Source organism: Pseudomonas fluorescens (genome assembly GCF_000730425.1).
Classification (GTDB): Bacteria; Pseudomonadota; Gammaproteobacteria; order Pseudomonadales; family Pseudomonadaceae; genus Aquipseudomonas; species Aquipseudomonas fluorescens_X.
Genome location: NZ_CP008896.1, coordinates 727,435 through 746,890 on the forward strand (window position 1 = coordinate 727,435; position 19,456 = coordinate 746,890).

20 protein-coding genes are annotated in these 19,456 nt (G+C 55.8%); 11 read left to right on the forward strand and 9 right to left on the reverse strand.

Features of this window, described 5'->3' with window-relative positions:
- Positions 1-101: 101 nt before the first annotated feature.
- The 8 genes from HZ99_RS03025 to HZ99_RS03060 form a co-directional block, all read right to left on the reverse strand.
- Positions 102-1,508, reverse strand: a complete 1,407-nt coding sequence (locus HZ99_RS03025) for an amino acid permease (protein WP_038441287.1) — start codon at positions 1,506-1,508, stop codon at positions 102-104.
- An 87-nt stretch (positions 1,509-1,595) separates the two neighbouring features.
- On the reverse strand, positions 1,596-2,354 hold the full coding sequence (locus HZ99_RS03030) for an Asp/Glu racemase (protein WP_038441288.1): 759 nt from the start codon (positions 2,352-2,354) through the stop codon (positions 1,596-1,598).
- A 5-nt stretch (positions 2,355-2,359) separates the two neighbouring features.
- Entirely contained in the window at positions 2,360-3,376 is a 1,017-nt protein-coding gene (locus HZ99_RS03035) for a carbon-nitrogen hydrolase family protein (RefSeq protein WP_038441289.1), read from the reverse strand.
- Between the two features lie 40 nt (positions 3,377-3,416).
- Positions 3,417-4,358, reverse strand: coding sequence for a fumarylacetoacetate hydrolase family protein (locus HZ99_RS03040; RefSeq protein ID WP_038441290.1), 942 nt, complete (start codon positions 4,356-4,358; stop codon positions 3,417-3,419).
- Positions 4,359-4,387: 29 nt separating this feature from the next.
- Complete coding sequence (locus HZ99_RS03045; RefSeq protein ID WP_038441291.1) at positions 4,388-5,512, reverse strand: cupin domain-containing protein; 1,125 nt, start codon at positions 5,510-5,512, stop codon at positions 4,388-4,390.
- A gap of 120 nt (positions 5,513-5,632) precedes the next feature.
- Entirely contained in the window at positions 5,633-6,826 is a 1,194-nt protein-coding gene (kynU, locus tag HZ99_RS03050) for a kynureninase (protein ID WP_051903016.1), read from the reverse strand.
- A 26-nt stretch (positions 6,827-6,852) separates the two neighbouring features.
- Positions 6,853-7,794 carry a tryptophan 2,3-dioxygenase gene (locus HZ99_RS03055; RefSeq protein WP_051903019.1) on the reverse strand — a complete coding sequence of 314 codons (942 nt, stop codon included), beginning with the start codon at positions 7,792-7,794 and terminating at the stop codon, positions 6,853-6,855.
- Between the two features lie 5 nt (positions 7,795-7,799).
- Positions 7,800-8,627 carry an alpha/beta hydrolase gene (locus HZ99_RS03060; RefSeq protein WP_051903020.1) on the reverse strand — a complete coding sequence of 276 codons (828 nt, stop codon included), beginning with the start codon at positions 8,625-8,627 and terminating at the stop codon, positions 7,800-7,802.
- 167 nt (positions 8,628-8,794) lie between these two features.
- On the opposite strand from HZ99_RS03060, the gene HZ99_RS03065 reads away from it, so the two are divergent.
- The 11 genes from HZ99_RS03065 (at position 8,795) to HZ99_RS03100 (ending at position 18,238) form a co-directional block, all read left to right on the forward strand.
- Positions 8,795-9,268 carry an Lrp/AsnC family transcriptional regulator gene (locus HZ99_RS03065; RefSeq protein ID WP_038441294.1) on the forward strand — a complete coding sequence of 158 codons (474 nt, stop codon included), beginning with the start codon at positions 8,795-8,797 and terminating at the stop codon, positions 9,266-9,268.
- 232 nt (positions 9,269-9,500) lie between these two features.
- The gene (locus HZ99_RS27540; RefSeq protein WP_024075432.1) at positions 9,501-11,318 is read left to right on the forward strand and encodes a Mu transposase C-terminal domain-containing protein; all 1,818 of its coding nucleotides are present in this window, start codon (positions 9,501-9,503) and stop codon (positions 11,316-11,318) included.
- Complete coding sequence (locus HZ99_RS27350) at positions 11,315-12,175, forward strand: TniB family NTP-binding protein (RefSeq protein WP_024075431.1); 861 nt, start codon at positions 11,315-11,317, stop codon at positions 12,173-12,175. The genes HZ99_RS27540 and HZ99_RS27350 overlap by 4 nt, the downstream gene beginning before the upstream one ends.
- Before the next feature lie 1,462 nt (positions 12,176-13,637).
- Entirely contained in the window at positions 13,638-13,796 is a 159-nt protein-coding gene (locus tag HZ99_RS27545; protein ID WP_023628987.1) for a TonB-dependent receptor, read from the forward strand.
- A gap of 278 nt (positions 13,797-14,074) precedes the next feature.
- Positions 14,075-14,464 carry a PepSY-associated TM helix domain-containing protein gene (locus tag HZ99_RS28305; protein ID WP_090515957.1) on the forward strand — a complete coding sequence of 130 codons (390 nt, stop codon included), beginning with the start codon at positions 14,075-14,077 and terminating at the stop codon, positions 14,462-14,464.
- Positions 14,451-14,591, forward strand: coding sequence for a PepSY domain-containing protein (locus HZ99_RS29365; RefSeq protein WP_196448528.1), 141 nt, complete (start codon positions 14,451-14,453; stop codon positions 14,589-14,591). Before HZ99_RS28305 ends, HZ99_RS29365 begins: the two co-directional genes overlap by 14 nt.
- Entirely contained in the window at positions 14,588-15,433 is an 846-nt protein-coding gene (locus tag HZ99_RS28940) for a PepSY-associated TM helix domain-containing protein (protein ID WP_200876628.1), read from the forward strand. The genes HZ99_RS29365 and HZ99_RS28940 overlap by 4 nt, the downstream gene beginning before the upstream one ends.
- 163 nt (positions 15,434-15,596) lie before the next feature.
- Complete coding sequence (tnpA, locus tag HZ99_RS28945) at positions 15,597-15,917, forward strand: IS66-like element accessory protein TnpA (protein WP_071576116.1); 321 nt, start codon at positions 15,597-15,599, stop codon at positions 15,915-15,917.
- Positions 15,914-16,249, forward strand: coding sequence for an IS66 family insertion sequence element accessory protein TnpB (tnpB, locus tag HZ99_RS29115; RefSeq protein ID WP_033902865.1), 336 nt, complete (start codon positions 15,914-15,916; stop codon positions 16,247-16,249). The genes tnpA and tnpB overlap by 4 nt, the downstream gene beginning before the upstream one ends.
- 63 nt (positions 16,250-16,312) lie before the next feature.
- Positions 16,313-17,848, forward strand: a complete 1,536-nt coding sequence (gene tnpC / locus HZ99_RS03095; RefSeq protein WP_033902866.1) for an IS66 family transposase — start codon at positions 16,313-16,315, stop codon at positions 17,846-17,848.
- Positions 17,849-17,920: 72 nt separating this feature from the next.
- A complete protein-coding gene (locus tag HZ99_RS03100) occupies positions 17,921-18,238 on the forward strand; it encodes a DUF3325 family protein (protein WP_024075430.1) in 318 nt (105 codons plus the stop codon).
- Between the two features lie 897 nt (positions 18,239-19,135).
- Here HZ99_RS03100 and HZ99_RS03105 read toward each other — a convergent pair.
- The gene (locus tag HZ99_RS03105) at positions 19,136-19,426 is read right to left on the reverse strand and encodes a helix-turn-helix domain-containing protein (RefSeq protein ID WP_023628984.1); all 291 of its coding nucleotides are present in this window, start codon (positions 19,424-19,426) and stop codon (positions 19,136-19,138) included.
- Positions 19,427-19,456 lie beyond the last annotated feature (30 nt).

The window sequence follows — 19,456 nt, forward strand, 5'->3', positions numbered from 1 at the left end:
TCTGGAACGGGGGGGCAGTTTAGCCGGGCGTTGGAGTGACTCCTATCTGATTTTGCCGCCAGGGTAGCCTTGTGCCTGCACACAAGGCCGCAACGCTGCTCTCAAGGGGTCTGCGCCTGCGCATCCTTGTGCCGGCGCTGGCCGGGAATTTTCCGGTAGGCCAGGTAAAGGCCGAGCAGCCAGACGGGCAAGATCATCACCGAAATTTGTACGGCGGGTATGAACGCCATGGTCAGCAAGATCCCCAGCACCGAGGCGATACACAAATAGTTGCTCAACGGTGAAAACGGCGCAGGGAAGCCCTGGGGTTGTGCCGCACGCCGGGCTTGCTTGAATTTCAAGTGAGTGAGGCTGGTAAGCACCCAGTTGATCACCGTGATGGCAACGGCGAGGGCCATCAGCAACTCAAGGGTCCCATTGGGATAGAGAAAGTTAAGCCCGACGGCCACGACGGTGATGATGGCCGTGACGAACTGGGCGTTCACCGGAATCCCATGTTTGTTGAGTTTCAGCAGCTTGGTCGGGGCGCTGCCCTGTTGTGCCAGGCTGTGCAACTGGCGCGTGCTGCAATAGACCACACCGTTGTAAACCGAGAGCGCTGCGGTGAGTACCACGAAGTTCAGAATATCTGCCGCGTGGGTACTGCCGATCAGGCTGAGGATTTTTACAAACGGGCTGGCACTGTAGGCATCGCCGCCGGAGTTCAGCGCGTCAACGAGGCTGTTCCAGGGAATCAGGGACAGCATCACCAGTAGTACACCGATGTAGAAAACAGCAATCCTGAACAGCACCTGGTTGACGGCGCGGGGGATGGTTTGCCTCGGGTTTTCGGTTTCTCCGGCCGCAAACCCGACCATTTCCAACCCACCAAAGGCAAACATGATAAATGGCAAGGCCAGCACGATCCCGGAAATGCCATAGGGCATGAACCCGCCGTGTGCCCAGAGGTTGTTCACGCTGGCACCGGGCACCGAGTCGGTAGTGAGCAAATACACACCAAAGCCGATCATCAACACAATGGCCACCACCTTGACCAGGGAAAAGGCGAACTCCACCTCACCAAAGACCCTGACATTGAGCGTATTGAGGATATTGATCAGCAGGAAGAATCCGGTTGCGCTCATCCAGAGCGGGATGTCCGGGAACCAGTAATGGACGTATTTACCCAGTGCCGTAAGCTCGGCCATGCCGACCAACAGGTACATCGCCGCATAGTTCCAACCGGCGAGAAAGCCAAAGAAGCGCCCACAGTACTTGCCTGAAAAGTGGCTCAGGGAACCGGACACCGGTTCGTCAACGAGCATTTCACCCAATTGCCGCATCATCAGGAAGGCGATCAGGCCGGCGAATGCATAACCCAATATCGCGGCAGGCCCCGCCGCCTTGATCACTCCGGCGCTGCCAAGAAATAGCCCGGTACCGATTGCACCACCGAGGCCGATCATCTGGATGTGACGCCCGGAGAGGTTGCGGCGAAGCTGTTGTGCTGGCTGTTGTGATCCGCTCATGTTTCCTCACTGTATTTGTTATATCGCGAACGCAGGTCGGCCCGGCGCCGCAGAGATTGAGGGCAGCGTAAAAATTCGTGGGTGTGTTCAGTAAGCGCCGGACAACAGGGTGCCAAAGCCGTCAATACGGGTGGGTAACCCCAGTTTTTTCAACATTTGGTAGGTGGTGGCAATCGAGGACGACAGCACCGGTATGTTTTCCCTGTCTTCAATGATCTGCACGGATTGCAGCGAGGGCATCTGTACACAAGCCGAGGCAATGATTGCGTCGACGTTGTGGGTGATCAGTTGCTTGGTGATCTCCACCGGCGCCAGGGGCGAGCGGTTGGCAACCTCCAGGTTGTCGGCAATCTCCAGGGAGATGCTGTCGACGACCTCGATCCCTTCGTTTTCGAGGTAGTCGATGACCAGCCGGGTCAACGGCTTCATGTAAGGCGTGAGCAGGGAAACTTTCTTCGCTCCCAGGGCCTTGATGCCCTCGACCAGGGCGCCGGCGCTGGTGACCACAGGGGCGGCAGCGTTGTTTTCGAGGGTGCGCGTGTGCAGGCGCTGCTCGGAGACCCGGTGATAGCCCAAGCCCATGCTCATGATTGCGACGAGGCAGGCGTAGCCAAGCACATCGACGCGGGCATCCGAGAGCTCCAGGGCGCAGCGATCACTGTCGCTGTCCATGCGCTGGAGTTCTTGTGCGGTCACCTGTTTCATCCGCATGCGACTTGAGTGAAAGGTGAAGCGCTCTGGGTAGAGGCCTTCCCGAGCACGCAGTATCTGCGGGATTTCGGTCTCCATGGTGGTGTTGGAGCTGGGGACAATCTGGCCTATACGGATAATCTTGTTGGCTTGCACGAACCTTACTCCTCTGCTGAAAGCGATGCCTCGCCCCCTCCAGCGCCGGGCTGGGGGAAGTCGTCGACGAACTGCACAGGGCTCAATACGCGGCGGTTGACCGTGAGCCCGAATATGTCAAAGCGGTTGTAGTGCCCGGTGATGTCATGCATTTGCCGAGGCTGGATACACCGGGACAGATCAATGTCGGCGTAGGCGATACCCTCCCGGTCGATCAGCGGCTCGCCCAGCACTCGCCCATCAGGGCCAAGAAAACCACTGAAGGCGCTGTTGGGGCGGCTCAGCAGTTGGCGGGCGTCGGGGTTGAGCGTTTCCATGTGCTCGATGATCTCTTCGGAAATCGTCGAGCAAGAAACAACGGTGAAGACTTTGCCTTCAAAGGAGTGAGCAGCCGCTCGAAGTTGGATGGCCTGCGCCATGTCGTAGTCAGGTGGGGCGACCGGCAAGGCGATGTAGCTGGCGACATGCACCATTTCACCCTGGGCTAGCAGGGCAAAGCGTGCAAGCGTGTTGGTGTTCTCGCCGCAGGCCAGCGACCCCAGTGCACCGACACTGGTGTGGTGAACCTGCAACGCAGAAGCGTCGCCGGCCGCCCAGGTGAGTTTTTCCGCCCAGGTAGGTACCAGTTTGCGGTGCGCGCCCAGCACCACGCCCTGATCGGAAATGGTCACCAGGGTGTTATAGAGCGTACCGACACTGTGCGCCGCGCGCTCATTCACGCCGATGACCACGTTGATCTTGTAACGGGCGGCGGCGTTGGCCAGTTTGCTGATTTGCGGCCCGGGGATCTGGATCGCGGTCTTTACCAGGCGTTCAAACCAGGGACTCCCTTGCAGCGGGTTGGCAATCCAGTTCCAGTAGGGGTAAGCGGCCACGAACACTTCAGGGAAGGCAATCAGTTTCGCACCGTTGCCCGCGGCTTCTTTCATCAGCCCGATAGCTTTATCCAGGGTCGCCTGTACATCCAGAAAGACCGGCGATGCCTGCACCGTTGCGGCGCGAAACTCATGAAAATCGAACATGGCAACCTCCGTCAAAAAGTGGGCCTTGGGGCCCGTTCGGTCAGCAATCACGGCCTGCCCGCGGGTCGTTGCCCACGGCAACCACCGGGTTGCGCAGGTAGCCAATCTGCTCGATTTGCGCCTCGATAACGTCACCGGGCCACACCCACTCCTGGGGCGTACGGCCGGCACCGACACCTTCAGGCGTGCCCGTGGCGATGATGTCGCCAGGTTCGAGAGTGATGCCTTGGGAGATATCGGCAACCAGCGTCGCGACGTCAAACAGCATGTGCCGGGTGTTGGAACTCTGTTTGGTGACGCCATTGACCTTGAGGCTCAAGTCGAGCACCTGGGGGTTTTCGATCTCATCTGCCGTCACGATCACCGGCCCGAATGGCGCGTAGGTATCCTGGCCTTTGGAATAGATCCATTGGCCGGCGCGGCGGCAATCCCGGGCGCTCATATCGATCATCAGGCTGTAGCCGAAGACGTGTTGCAGCGCCTGCTCAACGCCCACGCCTTTAGCCGTCGTGCCAATGATCACCGCCAGTTCCACTTCCCAGTCCAATTGACGGGTGATCGCCGCGTTATGCTCGATCGCATCGCCTGGACCAATGACCGTGGTGGGCGGCTTGGAGAAGATCACCGGCGCCTTGGGCAGCTCGTTGGCGGTGTCCAGTGATTTGCTCGACTCTGTGACATGCTCCACGTAGTTCAGGCCGATGCCGAAGATGTTCTTTCGTGGCCGGGGAATCGGCGCCAACAGTTTGACCGTCGACAAGCTATGGCTGACGCCGGCGGGCAGCCCCTGTTCATAACGGGCCAACACCCGGTAGGCCGCCTCAAGGCCGGGCCGCCCCAGGTCGATAAAGGCCAGCATCGAGTCAGGCAGTGACTCGCCGGCGTGAGCGGCGAGGGCACACAGGTCGATGACCCGCTCGTCAACAAGAACGCCCAGAACGGCGGGCGCGCAGATATCAGTTCTGTAGGTAACCAGTCGCATTTCTAACCTCTGACGGCAATTGGCAAAAATCAAACCAAGGGTTGTTGACCGTGGTTGTCGAGAAGACCTTCCTCCCGATACAGCCCCAGGGCCGTGATGACAGGCAGGTCGTTGAAACAGAACAGGCAGGCGTCATCGCTTGCACTCAGGTTGACGTGCTCATGCCAGGCCCAGGAGGGGACACAGAAAATGTCACGGGCTTGCCAGTCGAAACGCTGGCCGTTGATGACCGAGTAGCCGTTGCCCTTGGCTACCTGATACAGGAAGCTGCCGGTGTGCCGGTGGGCTTTGCCAACGAAGCCAGGCCGCAGCAACTGCATGCTCGCACCGATTGTGGGCATGACCGGGCCGCCGGTGACCGGGTTGGTGTAGTGCATCAGGGCATCGTCATAGACACTGCCTGGCGTACTTTGCGAAAAGCGCTTCAGCGCGTCATAGGTGGCCTGCCACTCGTACTTGAACAGCGGGGAGTAGGGCTTGTTCCAGCCGACGTTGTCCGGCCTCAGGCTGTTGGCCCCCCAAATCGCCGAGGAATCGTTGAGTGCATAGCCGACAGTTTGTGCCAACTGCGGATGAACCTCATAGAACCCGGCCTCCAGCGCATTGACCAGCGGGATATCCAGCCCGTCCTGCCAGATACAGATCTCGCCATCGGCCTCGACACCGTGTTCATGCCATGTGCCATTGGGCGTGAGCACGAAGTCATTTGCGCCCAAAGTGATCTTGTGCCCGTCAACGATGGTGTAAGCACCCCGGCCCTCCATGATGAAGCGCAGGGCCGATGCCGAATGCCGGTGTGCCGAGGCGGCTTCGCCGGGGTGCATGACTTGCAGGCCGGCGTACAGCCAGCCGACGGCGGCAGACACCTGCTGGCGCCCGGGATTGTTCAGGTAGATGACCCGTCGCCCGGCTTTCTCGGGCGTGACCAGCTCCACGGAACGCAACACATGCGGGCGCAGTTGTTGATAACGCCAGAGCACGGGAACGGACTCAGAGCACGGTTGCCAGGGCTCGATCTTGTTTGCCACCGTCCATAAGGCGCCGGCCTTCAACGCCTCCAGTTCCTGGTAATAGGCCACCAGCTCAGGCGTTACTTCGACATCAGCGCGGCCGGCAACCGCTTCGCGATGCTGTCCGTAATCAATGTTTTCCATAGCTTTCTCCATTCGCTTGCCCCCTCATGCAGCCGTTGGCAGGAAACCTTGGGCAGCACAAACCCATCGCCTCGTAATGTGTGACGAGGCGTCGAGTGAAGGGCGGGGCGTTTCTAGAACCTAGGTAAAGTCGCGGCGCTGCTGATAGGCCGGTTTATCCCAGGCGCGGGTGTCCATGATCAGTTTGATTTCGCTGAGCAGTTCGCACACATCCTGTTCATTGTTGTACAAGGGGGCGAAACCAAAGCGCATGTAGTCGGGTGTGCGGAAGTCACCGATGTAACCGCGCAAGGCCAATTCCTGCATGATCCCGTAGCCCTGTTGGTGTCGCAGCGAAACATGGCTGCCGCGCTTTGCGGCCTCGCGGGGCGAGGCGAGGTGAAAACCAAGCCCGACGAGCTCGGTGTCGACACCGTCGATGAATTGCCCGGTCAGGACCACGCTACGCGCGCGGATCTCCTGCATATCAACACCATCGAACTCATCGAGCGCCCTGGAAAGGACCGACAGCCCGATGACCGGGTTGGTACCGCAGAGGAACCGCGACACACCTTCAGCCGGCGTGTAGTCCTGGCTGAAATCGAACGGGCGTGCGTGCCCGAACCAGCCGGCAAGGGGTTGCTCGCACTTGTCCAGATGCCTGGCTGCAGCGTAAAGATAGGCGGGGGCGCCCGGGCCGCCATTGAGGTACTTGTAGCCACATCCCACTGCGAAGTCGACATTGTCCGCCTCCAGGTTGCAGGGAACACCGCCGGCGGTATGGGACAGATCCCAGACAATCAGCGCACCGACCCCGTGGGCCTGCCGGGTGTATTGGCCCATGTCATAGATCTCGGCGCTGCGGTAATCGACATGGGTCAAGACTACGGTTGCCACCTGTTCATCCAGATGCGACGCAATCTGCGCCGCCGGGACAGCAACCACCTTGAGGTCAAACAGCCTGGCCACCTGGTAGACGATGTACAGGTCGGTGGGGAACGCGTCGGCGTCGGTGACAATCGTGTTGCGACCAGGGCGCAGCCGCACGGCACTGACCAGCACTTTAAACAGGTTGGCCGAAGTCGAGTCGCACGCCACGACGTGGGCGGGCTGGGCACCGATCAGGCGCGCGACCTTTTGCCCGACCGTCTGTGGCAACACGCGCCATTGGGCCTCGTGCCACGACCGAATCAGCCCCTGGGCCCACTGTTTTGTCACCACTTCGTTGACGTGGGATGCCACCGCGCCAGGCATCAAACCCAGGGAGTTGCCGTCAAAGTAACGCACGCCTTCGGGCACATGAAAGCGTGCGCGTGTTTGTTCGAATTTGTTCATACCTATTCCCTAATAGACCGGCGTAATCAGGCGCCCAGAACCGTTCTGATCGTCCACAGTTCCGCAAAGAAGCGGTGTTCTACGACGTGCTTCAACCAACCGACACCCGCCGAGCCACCGGTACCCGGCTTGAAGCCCAGAATGCGTTCGACTGAAGTGAAATGCCTCCAACGGTATTGGGCAAAAAGATCGGAAATCTCGATCAGGCATTCGCCGAGTGCGTAAAGCCGGTTTTCAGGGCAAGGGGTCTTGTACACCTCTAGCCAGGCCTGCTCCACGCCTTCGTTGAGGGTGTAGGTTTCACTCCAGTCCCGCTCCAGTGCCGACTGCGGAACGGCAATCCCTTGGCGGTGGAGCAGGGCCAGAACGTCGTCATACAGGCTCGGCTCGTTCAACGCCTTGAACAGCTGCGGATAGACATCCGGGTTGTTCTCGTGCGCCTTGGCCAGGGTGACCGACTTATTGCCAAGGATGAACTCGACGTGGCGGTACATGTACGACTGCTGTCCGGAGGAGACACCCAGGCAATTGCGAAACTCATTGAAACCTTCGGTCGTGATGGTCGACAGCACATCCCAGGATTTGATCAGGTACTCAAATAGCTTTTTGATTCGAGGAGCCAGCTCCAGAGCACCTTCAATATCGTCATTTTTGATCCGCTGTTGCAGGTTGTAGGCTTCATAGTGAATCGCCTTGAAAATGAGTTCCTTGGTTTGCGTCATGATGATGAACACCATCTCATCATGCCCCTCGCTGCGCATGTTCTGCATGCTGAGCAATAGATCGTTGCGGTGGTAGTCGATGTACGGGTTGCTCTTGCCATCGAACGCAATCAGCGGCTCTCCATCAGTGGTTTTCACCGTTTCATTGCGGGACGCATTGGTTGAGATACTGATGTTGCGCACCAGGCTGAGCTCCAGTTCGGGTGCACGGACGTTGGGGATGACTCGTTTGCGTTGAATGCTCATGTCAATCACAGGCTCGCTAAAGTGACACTCAGTAAGTGGCTGTCTGGTTTGTCAAACTCAAACAGGATGTCGAAATGATCGACGTCGTTTATTTGATAACAACCGGCACGTACGCCTTGCTCCAGCAGGAACTCGCAATAGGTTTGACTTTGCTGTTTGAACGCCCAGGTTTCGTACTCGCCGTAGCAGAGCGTCACGGGGAAGGGCGTCCTGGCCCGCTGTAGCCCCGGGCTGAGTCCGGTTGCCGAGTGCAGATCCAGGTGCAGTGGGGCGTTGATATAGGTCTCTACCAAGGGGCGCAGGTCGTAGATGCCGGAGATCAGCAAGCCCGCGCGAATGGGGCAGGGCACGCAGCCGAGGCTGTGCCAATCGACATGCATCATCATGGCGCACAGGTGGGCACCGGCCGAACTGCCGGCTACCACGATGGGCAAGCCGGGGTGCTGTCGGCGGATGGCCACAATTGCCGTTGCGCATTGCTGCACCATGTCGCCAATCGTGGCGTGCGGGGCCAGCCTATAGTTGAGCGCGGCGTAGGCCCAATCGTGCTGCAGGAATGGCCCGGCCATGAAGCACGTGTCAAACGCTGACAATGCCTGCCAGTAGCCGCCATGTATGAAGACCAGGACAGCTTTCGTCCTGCCTGAGGCGGGCTCAAACAGCAGGGCATATTCATCCTCCGCCAGGCCGTAGGCGATCTGTCGGTTCGGATAGTGCGACAGTGCCTGATCGCTTTTAGAGGCATACAGCTGGACTGTCTGCTCGTAGCACCTCGCGGCGGTGCTGGGCGAATAGGCTTGTTCAAGCTCACTGGGTTTTTTATTAGTGTTCATGACACCTCCCTTGTTATGCCCAGTTTATGCCTGGCATGCAGAACGTTTTTTTCTATTTCTGCCTGATCGGGAGGCCCACCAGAAATGATTTTGCTGATCCGGGGCTTCTGACGTAAATTCGTCTCTTTGCGACCCAGCGCAGTCGACATCGTCCTTCGAGGCCCGTTATGAGCGAGACGCTAACCACCTTTGACCTGAGCATCCTGGCGCACCTGCAGACAGACCCAAGGATGTCGATGACCAGCCTGGCCGAGCGGATGAACAGCTCGGTATCGCCTTGCTGGCGACGGGTCAAGCGTATGGAGGAGCAAGGGGTTATTTGCGGATACGACCTAAGGTTGGACAGGAAGGCACTGGGCCTGGGAATCGAGGCGTTTGTCTTCGTCAACATCACCTCACACCTTGAAAAGGATGCCGCCGAGTTTGAGGCATCGCTGCAATCGATCGATCAGATCCTGGAGTGTTACATCCTCTCGGGTAACGAGGACTATCTGCTGAAGATCGTCGCGGCAGACCTGGATGCGTTCGCGAGTTTCAGCCGCAGGGTCCTCGCGGCGCTTCCACATGTCGAAGAAGTGCGCAGCGCGTTCGTCATGCACAAGATCAAGCAGAGCAGCAGATTGCCGATACCGCGCGGCTAGACTGATGTGATGCCCGATCAAAAAAAAGAATATCATTTATCTCTAATAATCAATCACATACCTTGATTAACTTTTAAAAAATAGACTGACGCGGCAGAAAAGCTAGCAATAGTCTATTTTTTGAACGTGACGTCGTATCGTGTTCGGCAGCCAATTTCGATCGTTGATAGAGACTGATGTAAGTCGCCGCTCGGCAGACTTCGCCTAGATTAGCGTTGTGGAGAGTACATCCATGGCAAATCAGCTAACCCCTGGGGAACTCATTGTCGCCAAGGGAAAAGTTGCGAAAGTCAAACAGGTATTTAGTGACAAAACGATAAGGGTAACAATTGTCGACTCTGGTGAAGTAATACTGGTGTCGGCGCGCGACATTCAGCGAATCCCTAGTGTTACGGCAATTAATGGTAGTGATCATGGGGAGGGTTTGAATGTCAATGATTACACCGTTGATCAACTTTCATTGGCAGCTGAGCGTTTTGAAATTATCAGAAAGTGGAAGGTTGAGGGAGGGGTAGTCACTAAGTACTGTTCTTTACTGGGTGTATCAAAGAGTTACTTCTATCGTTTGGCTAAAATTTTTGACGCTGACGTAGGCCCACTATCTTTAATTGCGCAGACACGGGGTGTCAAGAAAGGCGTTACGAGACTGGATGAGTCGGTTGAGGTCATAATTTTCAAGGCTGCTAAAAAATTCAAGTCGAAAGGAGCCAGCTACAGCAAAGTGTGGAGCGAGGTGGATGTTGCATGTAAGGAGCAAGGTTTTTCATGCCCTTCCAAAGATACGGTATTGAGGCGTGTACGCTTAATCCTCTCAGAAAAAACAAGAATGAGAATTAAAGAAGGTCCTGATGCCGCGACGCAAGAATTTTCAGCTCGCCCGGGTAAAAAAAATCTTGAAAGGCCGCTGCAATGGGTACAGATGGATCACACCCTCGTCGATATAATTCTGTTGGCTGATGATCGCATAAATATTATTGGACGCCCGTGGCTGACAATTGTAATTGATGTCTATACCAGGGTTATTCTTGGTTACTATCTTAGCCTTTACGTCCCGTCTACTGTTTCAGTGGCTTGCGCTCTTAGTCATTCTGTCCTTCCTAAAGTAAACTTTTCGGCAAGTGTTGGCTTGGATCCAGAAGACTACCCCTACTATGGAAAGCCTGAAGTCCTTCATATGGACAATGCCGCAGAGTTCACCAGCCCAAAATTTAAAGTAGGGTGTGAATCTTTTGGGATTTCCCCCGAATACCGACCTGTAGGAAGAAAACATTTTGGCGGTCATGTTGAACGGCTGATAGGCACGTTCATGACTACTAAGGTGCATTTCTTGCCGGGGACTACAATGTCAAATTCTGTTGCGCGCAGAGGACTTAACAGCGAAAGAAATGCAACCATGACCTTCTCTGATTTTTTTCGCTGGTTCTCTCGCGAAGTAGTTGTCTATCACTCAACAGTTCATAGCGCATTAAAGTGTAGCCCGCGACAAGCGTGGACAAACTATTTCGCGCCCAACGGAGGGCTTCCTTACCCCCCGGCAGGCTTGAATTCCGAGCAATTAAAGATTTGGTTCATGCCTCAAGAAGACCGAAAAATTAATCCTGGTGGCATTAATTTGCATGGCCAAGTTTATTGGGATCCTATATTGGGGTCTCATGTGGGGACTAGAAATGTCATAGTCAAATATGACCCGTACGATATGAATGTTGTATGGGTGAAATTGGATGGCCAATTTTGCCCAATACACCTGTCTGACGTAACCGTTGAGGCTCCTACCTATGAGGAATATCGTGCCGGCAAGCTCTATCGTCACCCAGTCCGCATCGGAGCCATAGATAGTGATGGCGGGTTAAAAGCCTACAGAGGGAAGCAAAAAATTGAAGAGGAAAGTAAAAAGTTAACGCAGAAGGAAAGACGCCGAGAGGCCGCTGAAAAAGTCTATACTGAGGCAAATCCAAATCCTAGAAGTAGTAGCTTTAACGCTGACAGGGAACATATCAAGCCAAATTATTCAGCCTCTCCAAAAAAATTTCGACCTGGGGATGAGTCATGAGTGATGAGCACGTCCGGTCGGACATCAGAAAATATTTGTCTTCTAATATTGATACGCGAATAGCCTTAATTCATCAAGAAATATGGGTGAACAATAACTCTAGTGCAGCTGTTTTTCGCATGATGAATAATATCGCGGATGTACCAGATCGTATGAGTGCGCCTGCTTTGCTTGTGGTTGGCCCAGGTGGCTCTGGAAAGACGGCTATAATATCTAAGATTCCAAACCATGTAAAAAGGAGTGCAGGGTTGATTTTTGTCTCCTTGGCTGCATCCCCAGAAATAGATACCAAAAAAAGCCTTAAAGATGAGATAGCTTTAGCGCTCGGAATACCAGTTGGCTCTGGCTCAAGTCGCCGAAGTAGCTCTGACCTGCCAAGCGAGATTAGAGAGGTTATTAGGCTGAGGCAAATTTGGGGGCTGGTGATCGACGAGTTTCATGATGCACTGCTACGCTCGAAGCAAGAGCAGCGTTTTAACATGTCTATTCTTAAAAAGCTGCTCGGCCCTGAATATGGATTGAAACTATTTTGCTTTGGCACTGCTAGTGCGCGCAACGCACTTAAATCCAATTATGAATTTAAGAGACGTTTTCACGAAGTTGCTCTTGATGACTGGATAGAGAGTGAGGAGTTCAGGTCATTCCTCTTGGAGGTAGAGGAGTCCCTACCGCTAAAACAGCCATCACATTTGTACTCTGAGGAGATGGTAGGCACTATTTTATCTATGTCGAATGGGCGCATGGACAAAACACTCGAATTGATAAGGGCGGCTGCCTGTTATGCCATAAAAATGGGGGGGGAGAAGGTGGATGTTGATATGCTGCGGCGAGCAAACAAGAATCCTTGGGGCTATTAGTAGTGAGTTTCTCTGGCTTGCCAACACCAAGTTCTGAAGAAACACTTTCATCTTGGTTGTTTCGATGCAGCATTAATCCAAACGCCGCTGGCTTCCCTCGATTATCATCAACAGAACGCCCAGCGTATTGGTGGGAGGGTGTGGAGATCAAATATTCGGACCCAGACTCAGAATTCTTATCCGCCAGCCAGCGATTAAGTTGTGTAGCCGGGGACATTACCCCTGAACTATTACGAAATTTTTTTTGCCTTCGAGGCGATAAATTAGTCGAATGGAGGTATCGCCGTTTTTTTTGCCCTGATTGCTTACGCGATGATGTGGCGAATGGTCGTTTGCCTATATGGCGGAAGGACTGGTGTTACATTTATTCTTGTGTCTGCGCTGCCCATGATCGAGAGTTGGTGAGACTAGTTGATACACCGCGTTACTCAAGGGCATGGGATGCGTTTGTCCAAAGCTGCAATTCGATATCAAACAATGCCTCCATAGAGGAAACTCTATTCTTTCGTTTTTGCTCAAGTACCTTCACAAAGATTGAGCATGCTCTGATCAGTAGAGACAATCAACAACCTACATTGCACGATTTATTTTATAGGCTATTCAATATTTTCCTTCAATGTCCCTTTCGTGGTAGTAGAGGCGGAATCGCTAGAATCCACTTGCAAACGAGGAAAGATGCACGAGCACCCGACGCAAGCTCTTTTGAGCAGAGTATATTATTGGGGGCGTCCACGGCCGATCCATCAAGTAGATTTGGTAGTTTGGTCTTAACCGCATCACTACTGGAGATTATCCCCTACTCAAGGTTTTTGATATTTACTAAACTGTGTGAGAAAAGAAGGGGCGGGATGCTGATCCCAAGAGACCTGCATAAGGCAGCGATTTTTCCATATATCAACAGGGCAGGCTATGAAACCTTGTACCGTTTTTTAGGGGGTTTCCCTAGGAAAGATTTTCCGTTGCTAGATCGCCATCTTCAACTTCAAGAACATTCGTATGTTCAAGATGGTGTCCTTGGCAAGCGTCTATTCGGATACTCACAATGAGCTATTAAATGCGCATGCCTATCGTTGCCGGCTGGCTGCAAGGAGAAAAACTCCACATGCTAGATGCACGCAGGGCTTTTAACATTTAATTTCCTGCTAGTTAATGTAAGGATTATGCCGAGATTAAGGAAAATCAGGACATAAGACCTGTATATTATTGATATAAAGCAGTTTATATATTTGCGCCTTGCCCCTCCTGCGTCATACCTGCGAGCGTCTATGCTGATCTTTTTGCATGCTTGGGTGCTAAGCGATGGCTGCTTTGGAGAGAACGGCATACCCACGACTCCGCAGCTATTCGTTTCCTCAGAAGAGCTTGGCTGGATTTCCAGAACAGCGCAATCCTGCTCTTTCGCTTGGGCTGACGGTTCAGTTCAAGGTATTTCAATGACACCGGCGAGAGCGAGGCGACGACCTTGTTTGATGCAGCCTTCAATTACCAGATTGCCAAGGACACGGATCTGGCGGTCAATGTCAGTAATCTTTTGGATGAGCAGCATGTCGTGGGCTCCGGAACTGCGGATTACTACAATCCGGGCCGAGAACTCACCGCCAAGCTGAGCTACAGCTGGTGAGCCTGTCAGTAATGGCTCCTGTTGTGGTGGTATCTCGTGTTCTGGCCGCGATCTTCGGCTGCTATGCATTCGTCTAGGGCGTGGCGGCGCTGAATGGGGTTGGGGTCGATTACCATGCCGCCGAGCAGGCGATGATGATGCTGGCCTTCGTCCTGTATCTCGCGCTGTTTCCGCAGCCAGTCTGTGGCGGGTCTCGATGGTACTGGCGCTCGGCAGCGTCTTGATGCTGGCTGTTGCCTGGCAGCTGCAGCGCATGATCATCGGATAGGAGCAGAGCCATGCTGAACAACTTTCGCCAATCCATGGCCTGGGTACACACCTGGTTCGGTTTGGTGCTGGGCTTCGTGCTGATGGTCGTCTTCTTTTTCGGTGCACTGTCGGTGTTCGACCGCGAGATCGATCGTTGGGCGATCCCCGATACGCGCTTCGAGCCGCAGCCTATGCCGTCCTACAACAACCTGCTGAAACAGGTATTTGCCGATCTCAAACCGCATCCGGTGGATATGGCGGCAACCAAAGGGCGGGTAATCGGCGACCTGCCGGCGCCGGAAACCATGCCCATGGTCTCGCTCTATGCCTACACCACCCACCGAGATCCCGTGCTGAGCATTGGTGGCGAGTTTGGTATCCCCAACCAGCCAAAGGACCCAGCGGATGATCAATCGTAAGATCTTCAAGGAGTTTTTCACCTTCCGTCCGCGCAAGCGGACCCAGCGCAGCGCGCTGGACCTGCATAACATGACTGGCGTGGTGGCGTTGCCGTTCCACTTCTTTTTTGCCTTCACCGGTTGGTGATCTTCGCGTCGATGTACTACTTCCCGGTCTCCGGGACCTTGCTCAAACCGCTGCATAATCGGCATGAGGTGATCGAGGCGGCGCATACCGGCTTGCCCCATGATGAGGCCGGTGTGCCCGCGAAGATGGCCTCCGCCAATGCCATGGTGGCCGAGGCCAAGCGCATCTGGGCTACGCGCGATATGCCGGGAGAGGTCGGGCTGCTGACTATCGAGCATCTAAATGACGCCAACGGCTACGTCAGCATCTACCGCGCCGGCAGTGATCGTGTGGCGCTGGTCGGGGAGGGCATTCACTTCAAGGCCAGTACCGGCGAGCTACTGCGCAACGACCCGCCGAGTGACCCGGTTGGTTCCGTCAATCAATTTCTCACCGGCTTGCACCTGCAGCACTTCGAACACTGGGCGCTGCGCTGGCTGTACGTGGCGGGCGGTCTGCTCGGCTGTGTGTGCATCGCCAGCGGTTTTGTGTTCTTCGTCGAGATACGCAAGCAGGAGCACGCCCGACTCGGGCTGCAGGGCTGTCGGTTGGTTGACGCCATGGCAGTCACCACGGTTACCGGCATGCTGCTGGCAGCGGTCGCCATGCTGGCGGCCAACCGGCTGCTGCCTGAGCCCATGCCTGGCCGTGGCGAATGGGAAAAGTGGGTGTTCTGGGGTGCCTGGCTGCTGAGTTTGCTGCATGCGCTGTTGCGTAGTGCACCAGTGGCCCAGGCGCGGCACAATCCGGCCTGGCGCTGCTCTGCGTCGCTGCGGTGCTGCTCAACTGGATCACCACGGGGGACCACCTGGTCAAAAGGATGCTGCTTGAACCCTACTGGGCCGTGGCCGGCGTCGATCTGAGCCTGTTGGCCTGCGCGCTGATAGCGCTACTCACCGCGCGTCGTCTGGCAAGGCCGGTTGAGGGTAAGCGTCCGGCGAACTCACCTTCCGAACTCCAGCATTAAGGGCGATGGTGTCCGCGTATTTTTAAGCGGACGCGATCACCCTTATCGCCAGGATTTCCATGCGCCAACGAAGCTCTTATCCCAAACCATTCAAAGCCCAGGTCGTTCAGGAATGCCTGCAACCTGGCGCAACCGTGTCCAGTGTCGCCATCAGCCACGGCATCAATGCCAACGTCATCCGCAAATGGCTGCCGCTCTATCGAGATCAGCCCGCAGCGGCTTCACTACCGGCTTTCGTCCCGCTAAAAGCCCCACCTAAACGGTCAGTCGAAACGTCAGTGATCATCGAGTTGCCCGTGGCCGGGCAAGTGATTACGGTGAAATGGCCAGCCTCGGATCCCGAGGGTTGTGCGCAATTTATTCGGGCTGTCGCTCAATGATCCGCATCGATGCCATCTGGCTGGCCACCGAGCCGATGGACATGCGCGCTGGCACCGAGACGGCATTAGCCCGGGTGATTGCGGTGTTCGGTGCGGCGAAGCCGCACTGCGCTTATCTGTTCGCCAATCGCCGGGCTAATCGAATGAAAGTGCTGGTGCACGATGGCGTCGGCGTCTGGCTCGCAGCGAGACGACTGAACCAAGGCAAGTTCCATTGGCCCGGCATTCGCCACGGCGGCGAGGTCGAACTCGACAGCGAACAACTCCAGGCATTGGTGCTGGGCCTGCCGTGGCAGCGCGTCGGTGCAGGCGGTGTGATTAGCGTGCTGTAAACGCCGGCCATTTGGCCGGTCTGCTTGTCGTCGCCCCGTGCCTGCTCTGGCACAATTGGCGGCATGACTTTCTCGCCCAGCCTCGACCAGATGACCCCGGAACAGCTTCGTGCCTTGGCGGCACAGGCGTTGCAGTTGCAGTCCCAGGTCGAGGCGATGAGCAGGAAGATTCAGAACGATGAAATCCTCATCGAACAGTTCATGTTCGAAATCGCCCTGCTCAAACGGCACAAGTTCGCCAAGCGCAGCGAACAAATCAGCCCGGCGCAAAGCAGCTTGCTGGATGACCTGCTCGACACCGACCTTGAGGCTATCGAGGCCGAGCTGAAACAGCTTCTTCCCGCTGCGCCACAGGTCGAACCACGGCAATCGCCGAAACGTGCGCCATTGCCGCCACAGTTTCCACGCACGGTGATTCGTCACGAACCCGAAAACACCCAGTGCGCCTGTGGCTGTCAACTTCAACGCATCGGCGAAGACGTCAGCGAGAAGCTGGATTACACGCCGGGCGTGTTTACCGTCGAGCAACATGTGCGGGGCAAATGGGCCTGTCGCCAGTGCGAAACCCTGATCCAGGCGCCGGTGCCGGCGCAGGTTATCGACAAAGGTATACCGACCGCAGGCCTACTGGCCCACGTGATGGTGGCCAAGTTTGCCGATCACTTGCCGCTGTACCGGCAGGAGAAAATCTTTGGTCGCGCCGGACTGGCAATTGCGCGCTCGACCTTGGCGCAATGGGTCGGAGAAACTGGCGTGAGACTTCAACCGCTAGTTGATGCTCTGCGTGAGGCGGTGTTGAACCAGCGTGTGATTCACGCCGATGAAACACCGGTGCAAATGCTTGCGCCAGGCGAGAAGAAAACCCACCGGGCCTACGTCTGGGCCTACAGCACGACGCCGTTTTCGGCGCTCAACGCGGTGGTTTACGACTTCAGCCCAAGCCGTGCCGGACAACATGCACGCAACTTCCTGGGCGACTGGAACGGTAAGCTGGTTTGCGATGACTTCGCTGGCTACAAGGCCGGATTTGAGCAAGGCATCACTGAAATCGGCTGCATGGCTCACGCCCGTCGCAAGTTTTTCGATCTGCACGTGGCGAACAAAAGTCAGCTGGCCGAACAAGCGCTGCACTCGATCAGCGGCTTGTACGAAGTCGAACGCCAAGCGCGGGAAATGAGTGATGAAGATCGGTGGCGAATACGTCAGGAACTGGCGGTACCGATCCTCAAAAAACTGCATGACTGGATGTTGGCCCAGCGCGACCTGGTGCCCAACGGATCAGCCACGGCCAAAGCCCTCGACTACAGCCTGAAACGCTGGGTAGCGCTGACGCGCTACCTGGACGATGGAGCTGTGCCGATCGACAACAATCAAGTCGAGAACCAGATACGGCCCTGGGCACTCGGGCGCTCGAACTGGCTGTTTGCCGGGTCGCTACGCAGTGGTAAACGGGCTGCGGCAATCATGAGCCTGATCCAGTCGGCGCGTATGAATGGGCATGATCCGTATGCCTATCTCAAAGATGTGCTGACTCGGTTGCCAACACAGAGGGCCAGTGAGATCGGGCAGCTGCTGCCACATCAGTGGGTGCCTGCCTAACTTACGCAAGGTGAGTTGGGCGGACGCTTACGGTTGAGGTCGCGGACCGGACTCGCATCGGTGGGGTGGCCTATGAGTAATGCAGGTCTGTGGTTGCTGGGTGCCGCCGCCAGCATGGGCTTGGCGACCAGTTGGTTGGCGTTGTCCCTGCCGGCGCACTGGCGCCAGGTGTTCAGCGCCGACGAGGTTGCGCCGGACTATCTACGCAGCCTGGGCTGGCTGGCGCTGATGGTATCGGCTGTGTGCTGCTTCAAGGCTGACCATCCGTCGATGGCGGTGCTGGTCTGGCTCACCCTGTTGCCGGTCGCCGCCGTAGCAACGGCCATAACGCTGAGCTACCGGCTGGGGCTGCTGCGCCTGTTTTGCCCGTTATTTCTGCGCACTCGATAAGAGTGCGCGGCTTCTGTATCTGCAACATTGTGGTTGATCCGATCGTACTGCTCACCTCAAACCGGGCGAGCTTGTTCACACTGGATACGCCGACCATCCCATGTCACCTCGTTGTGGGATGCTTGCAGGATCGAGCGACGCGAACTCTTACCAACGTATTTGCGCTCTAGCGTCGGCAACAGTTGGCTGACCTCGGTTCGTTTCCGGCTAACACCCGCCCCCAACGTTTAAAGGCGCTAGACGCGATGCAGGTCGAGCCGAACGACATTCTGGCAGGAACTGTGTTGAAGTCGCAATCCGGGTTGTACCGTCCGCTTCTGGCCGTTTGCGGAAGCTAGAGGTATTTAGCCCGACAGTAGGATCACTGTTACGGTGAAAAGTGTTCGTAGGCGTCAGAGCGTCCCTTGGGCAGATCTGCCTGCTGGAGCACCCGCCGCAATCGGGAAAGAATGTTCCGTTCAATACCCTGTTCCCTGCGGCAAAATGGCCGACATCACACCTTACCATTCAGAACGGCGGTACCGAACACTTCCCATATCAAGAGCAGATGGTCGGCGTGTCGCTATCTCAGGCGCCCTCGAAGGGTTAGACATCGCATGTGCACAGGCCCTCCGGAACAGCATGGAACGCCTGCCGAAGGTCCCTTGGGGAGTAGCCTTGCCGGATCAGTGGAGGCGTGACTCTTCAAGGCTTGCGTCACGCTAAGCACGTGTCATCGATGTTTGTTGCGATGGGCGAGGTCTATCACTCGAATTCATGCAGTGGCTATTCGCGACTGAATTCATGCTCGCTGTTGATTGCGAGCAAGAAAGCCCGCGCGCCGGGCAGCAGAGCAACTGGCGACGTTGCGATCAAATGCTTTTTGGGATCGGTTGCCGATTCGATTCCATGTCGAACCTACTCAAGTCTCAGGCAACCCTTCAAGCTCGTGATTTCTCGATGGATTTTTTTCAGTAAGTCTTCGGGTTTTAGTTCGGGTGTTTGCCTTTGATAAGCCAGGAACAGAAGCGTTAGGGGATGAATGCCAATGATCTCAGCAATCTGCTCAACCTTTTCAATCGATGGTTTCCATTTGCCGCGCTCGATCGCACTGATATAGCTCTGACTAGGCCCAAGCCCTTCCTGAGGCATATCCTTCGAAATACGTAGATTCCTGATCACCAAACCAAGCGCTTCATTCAGTTCCATTTGCTGTCTCGCAAAAGGAACGATGAAGCC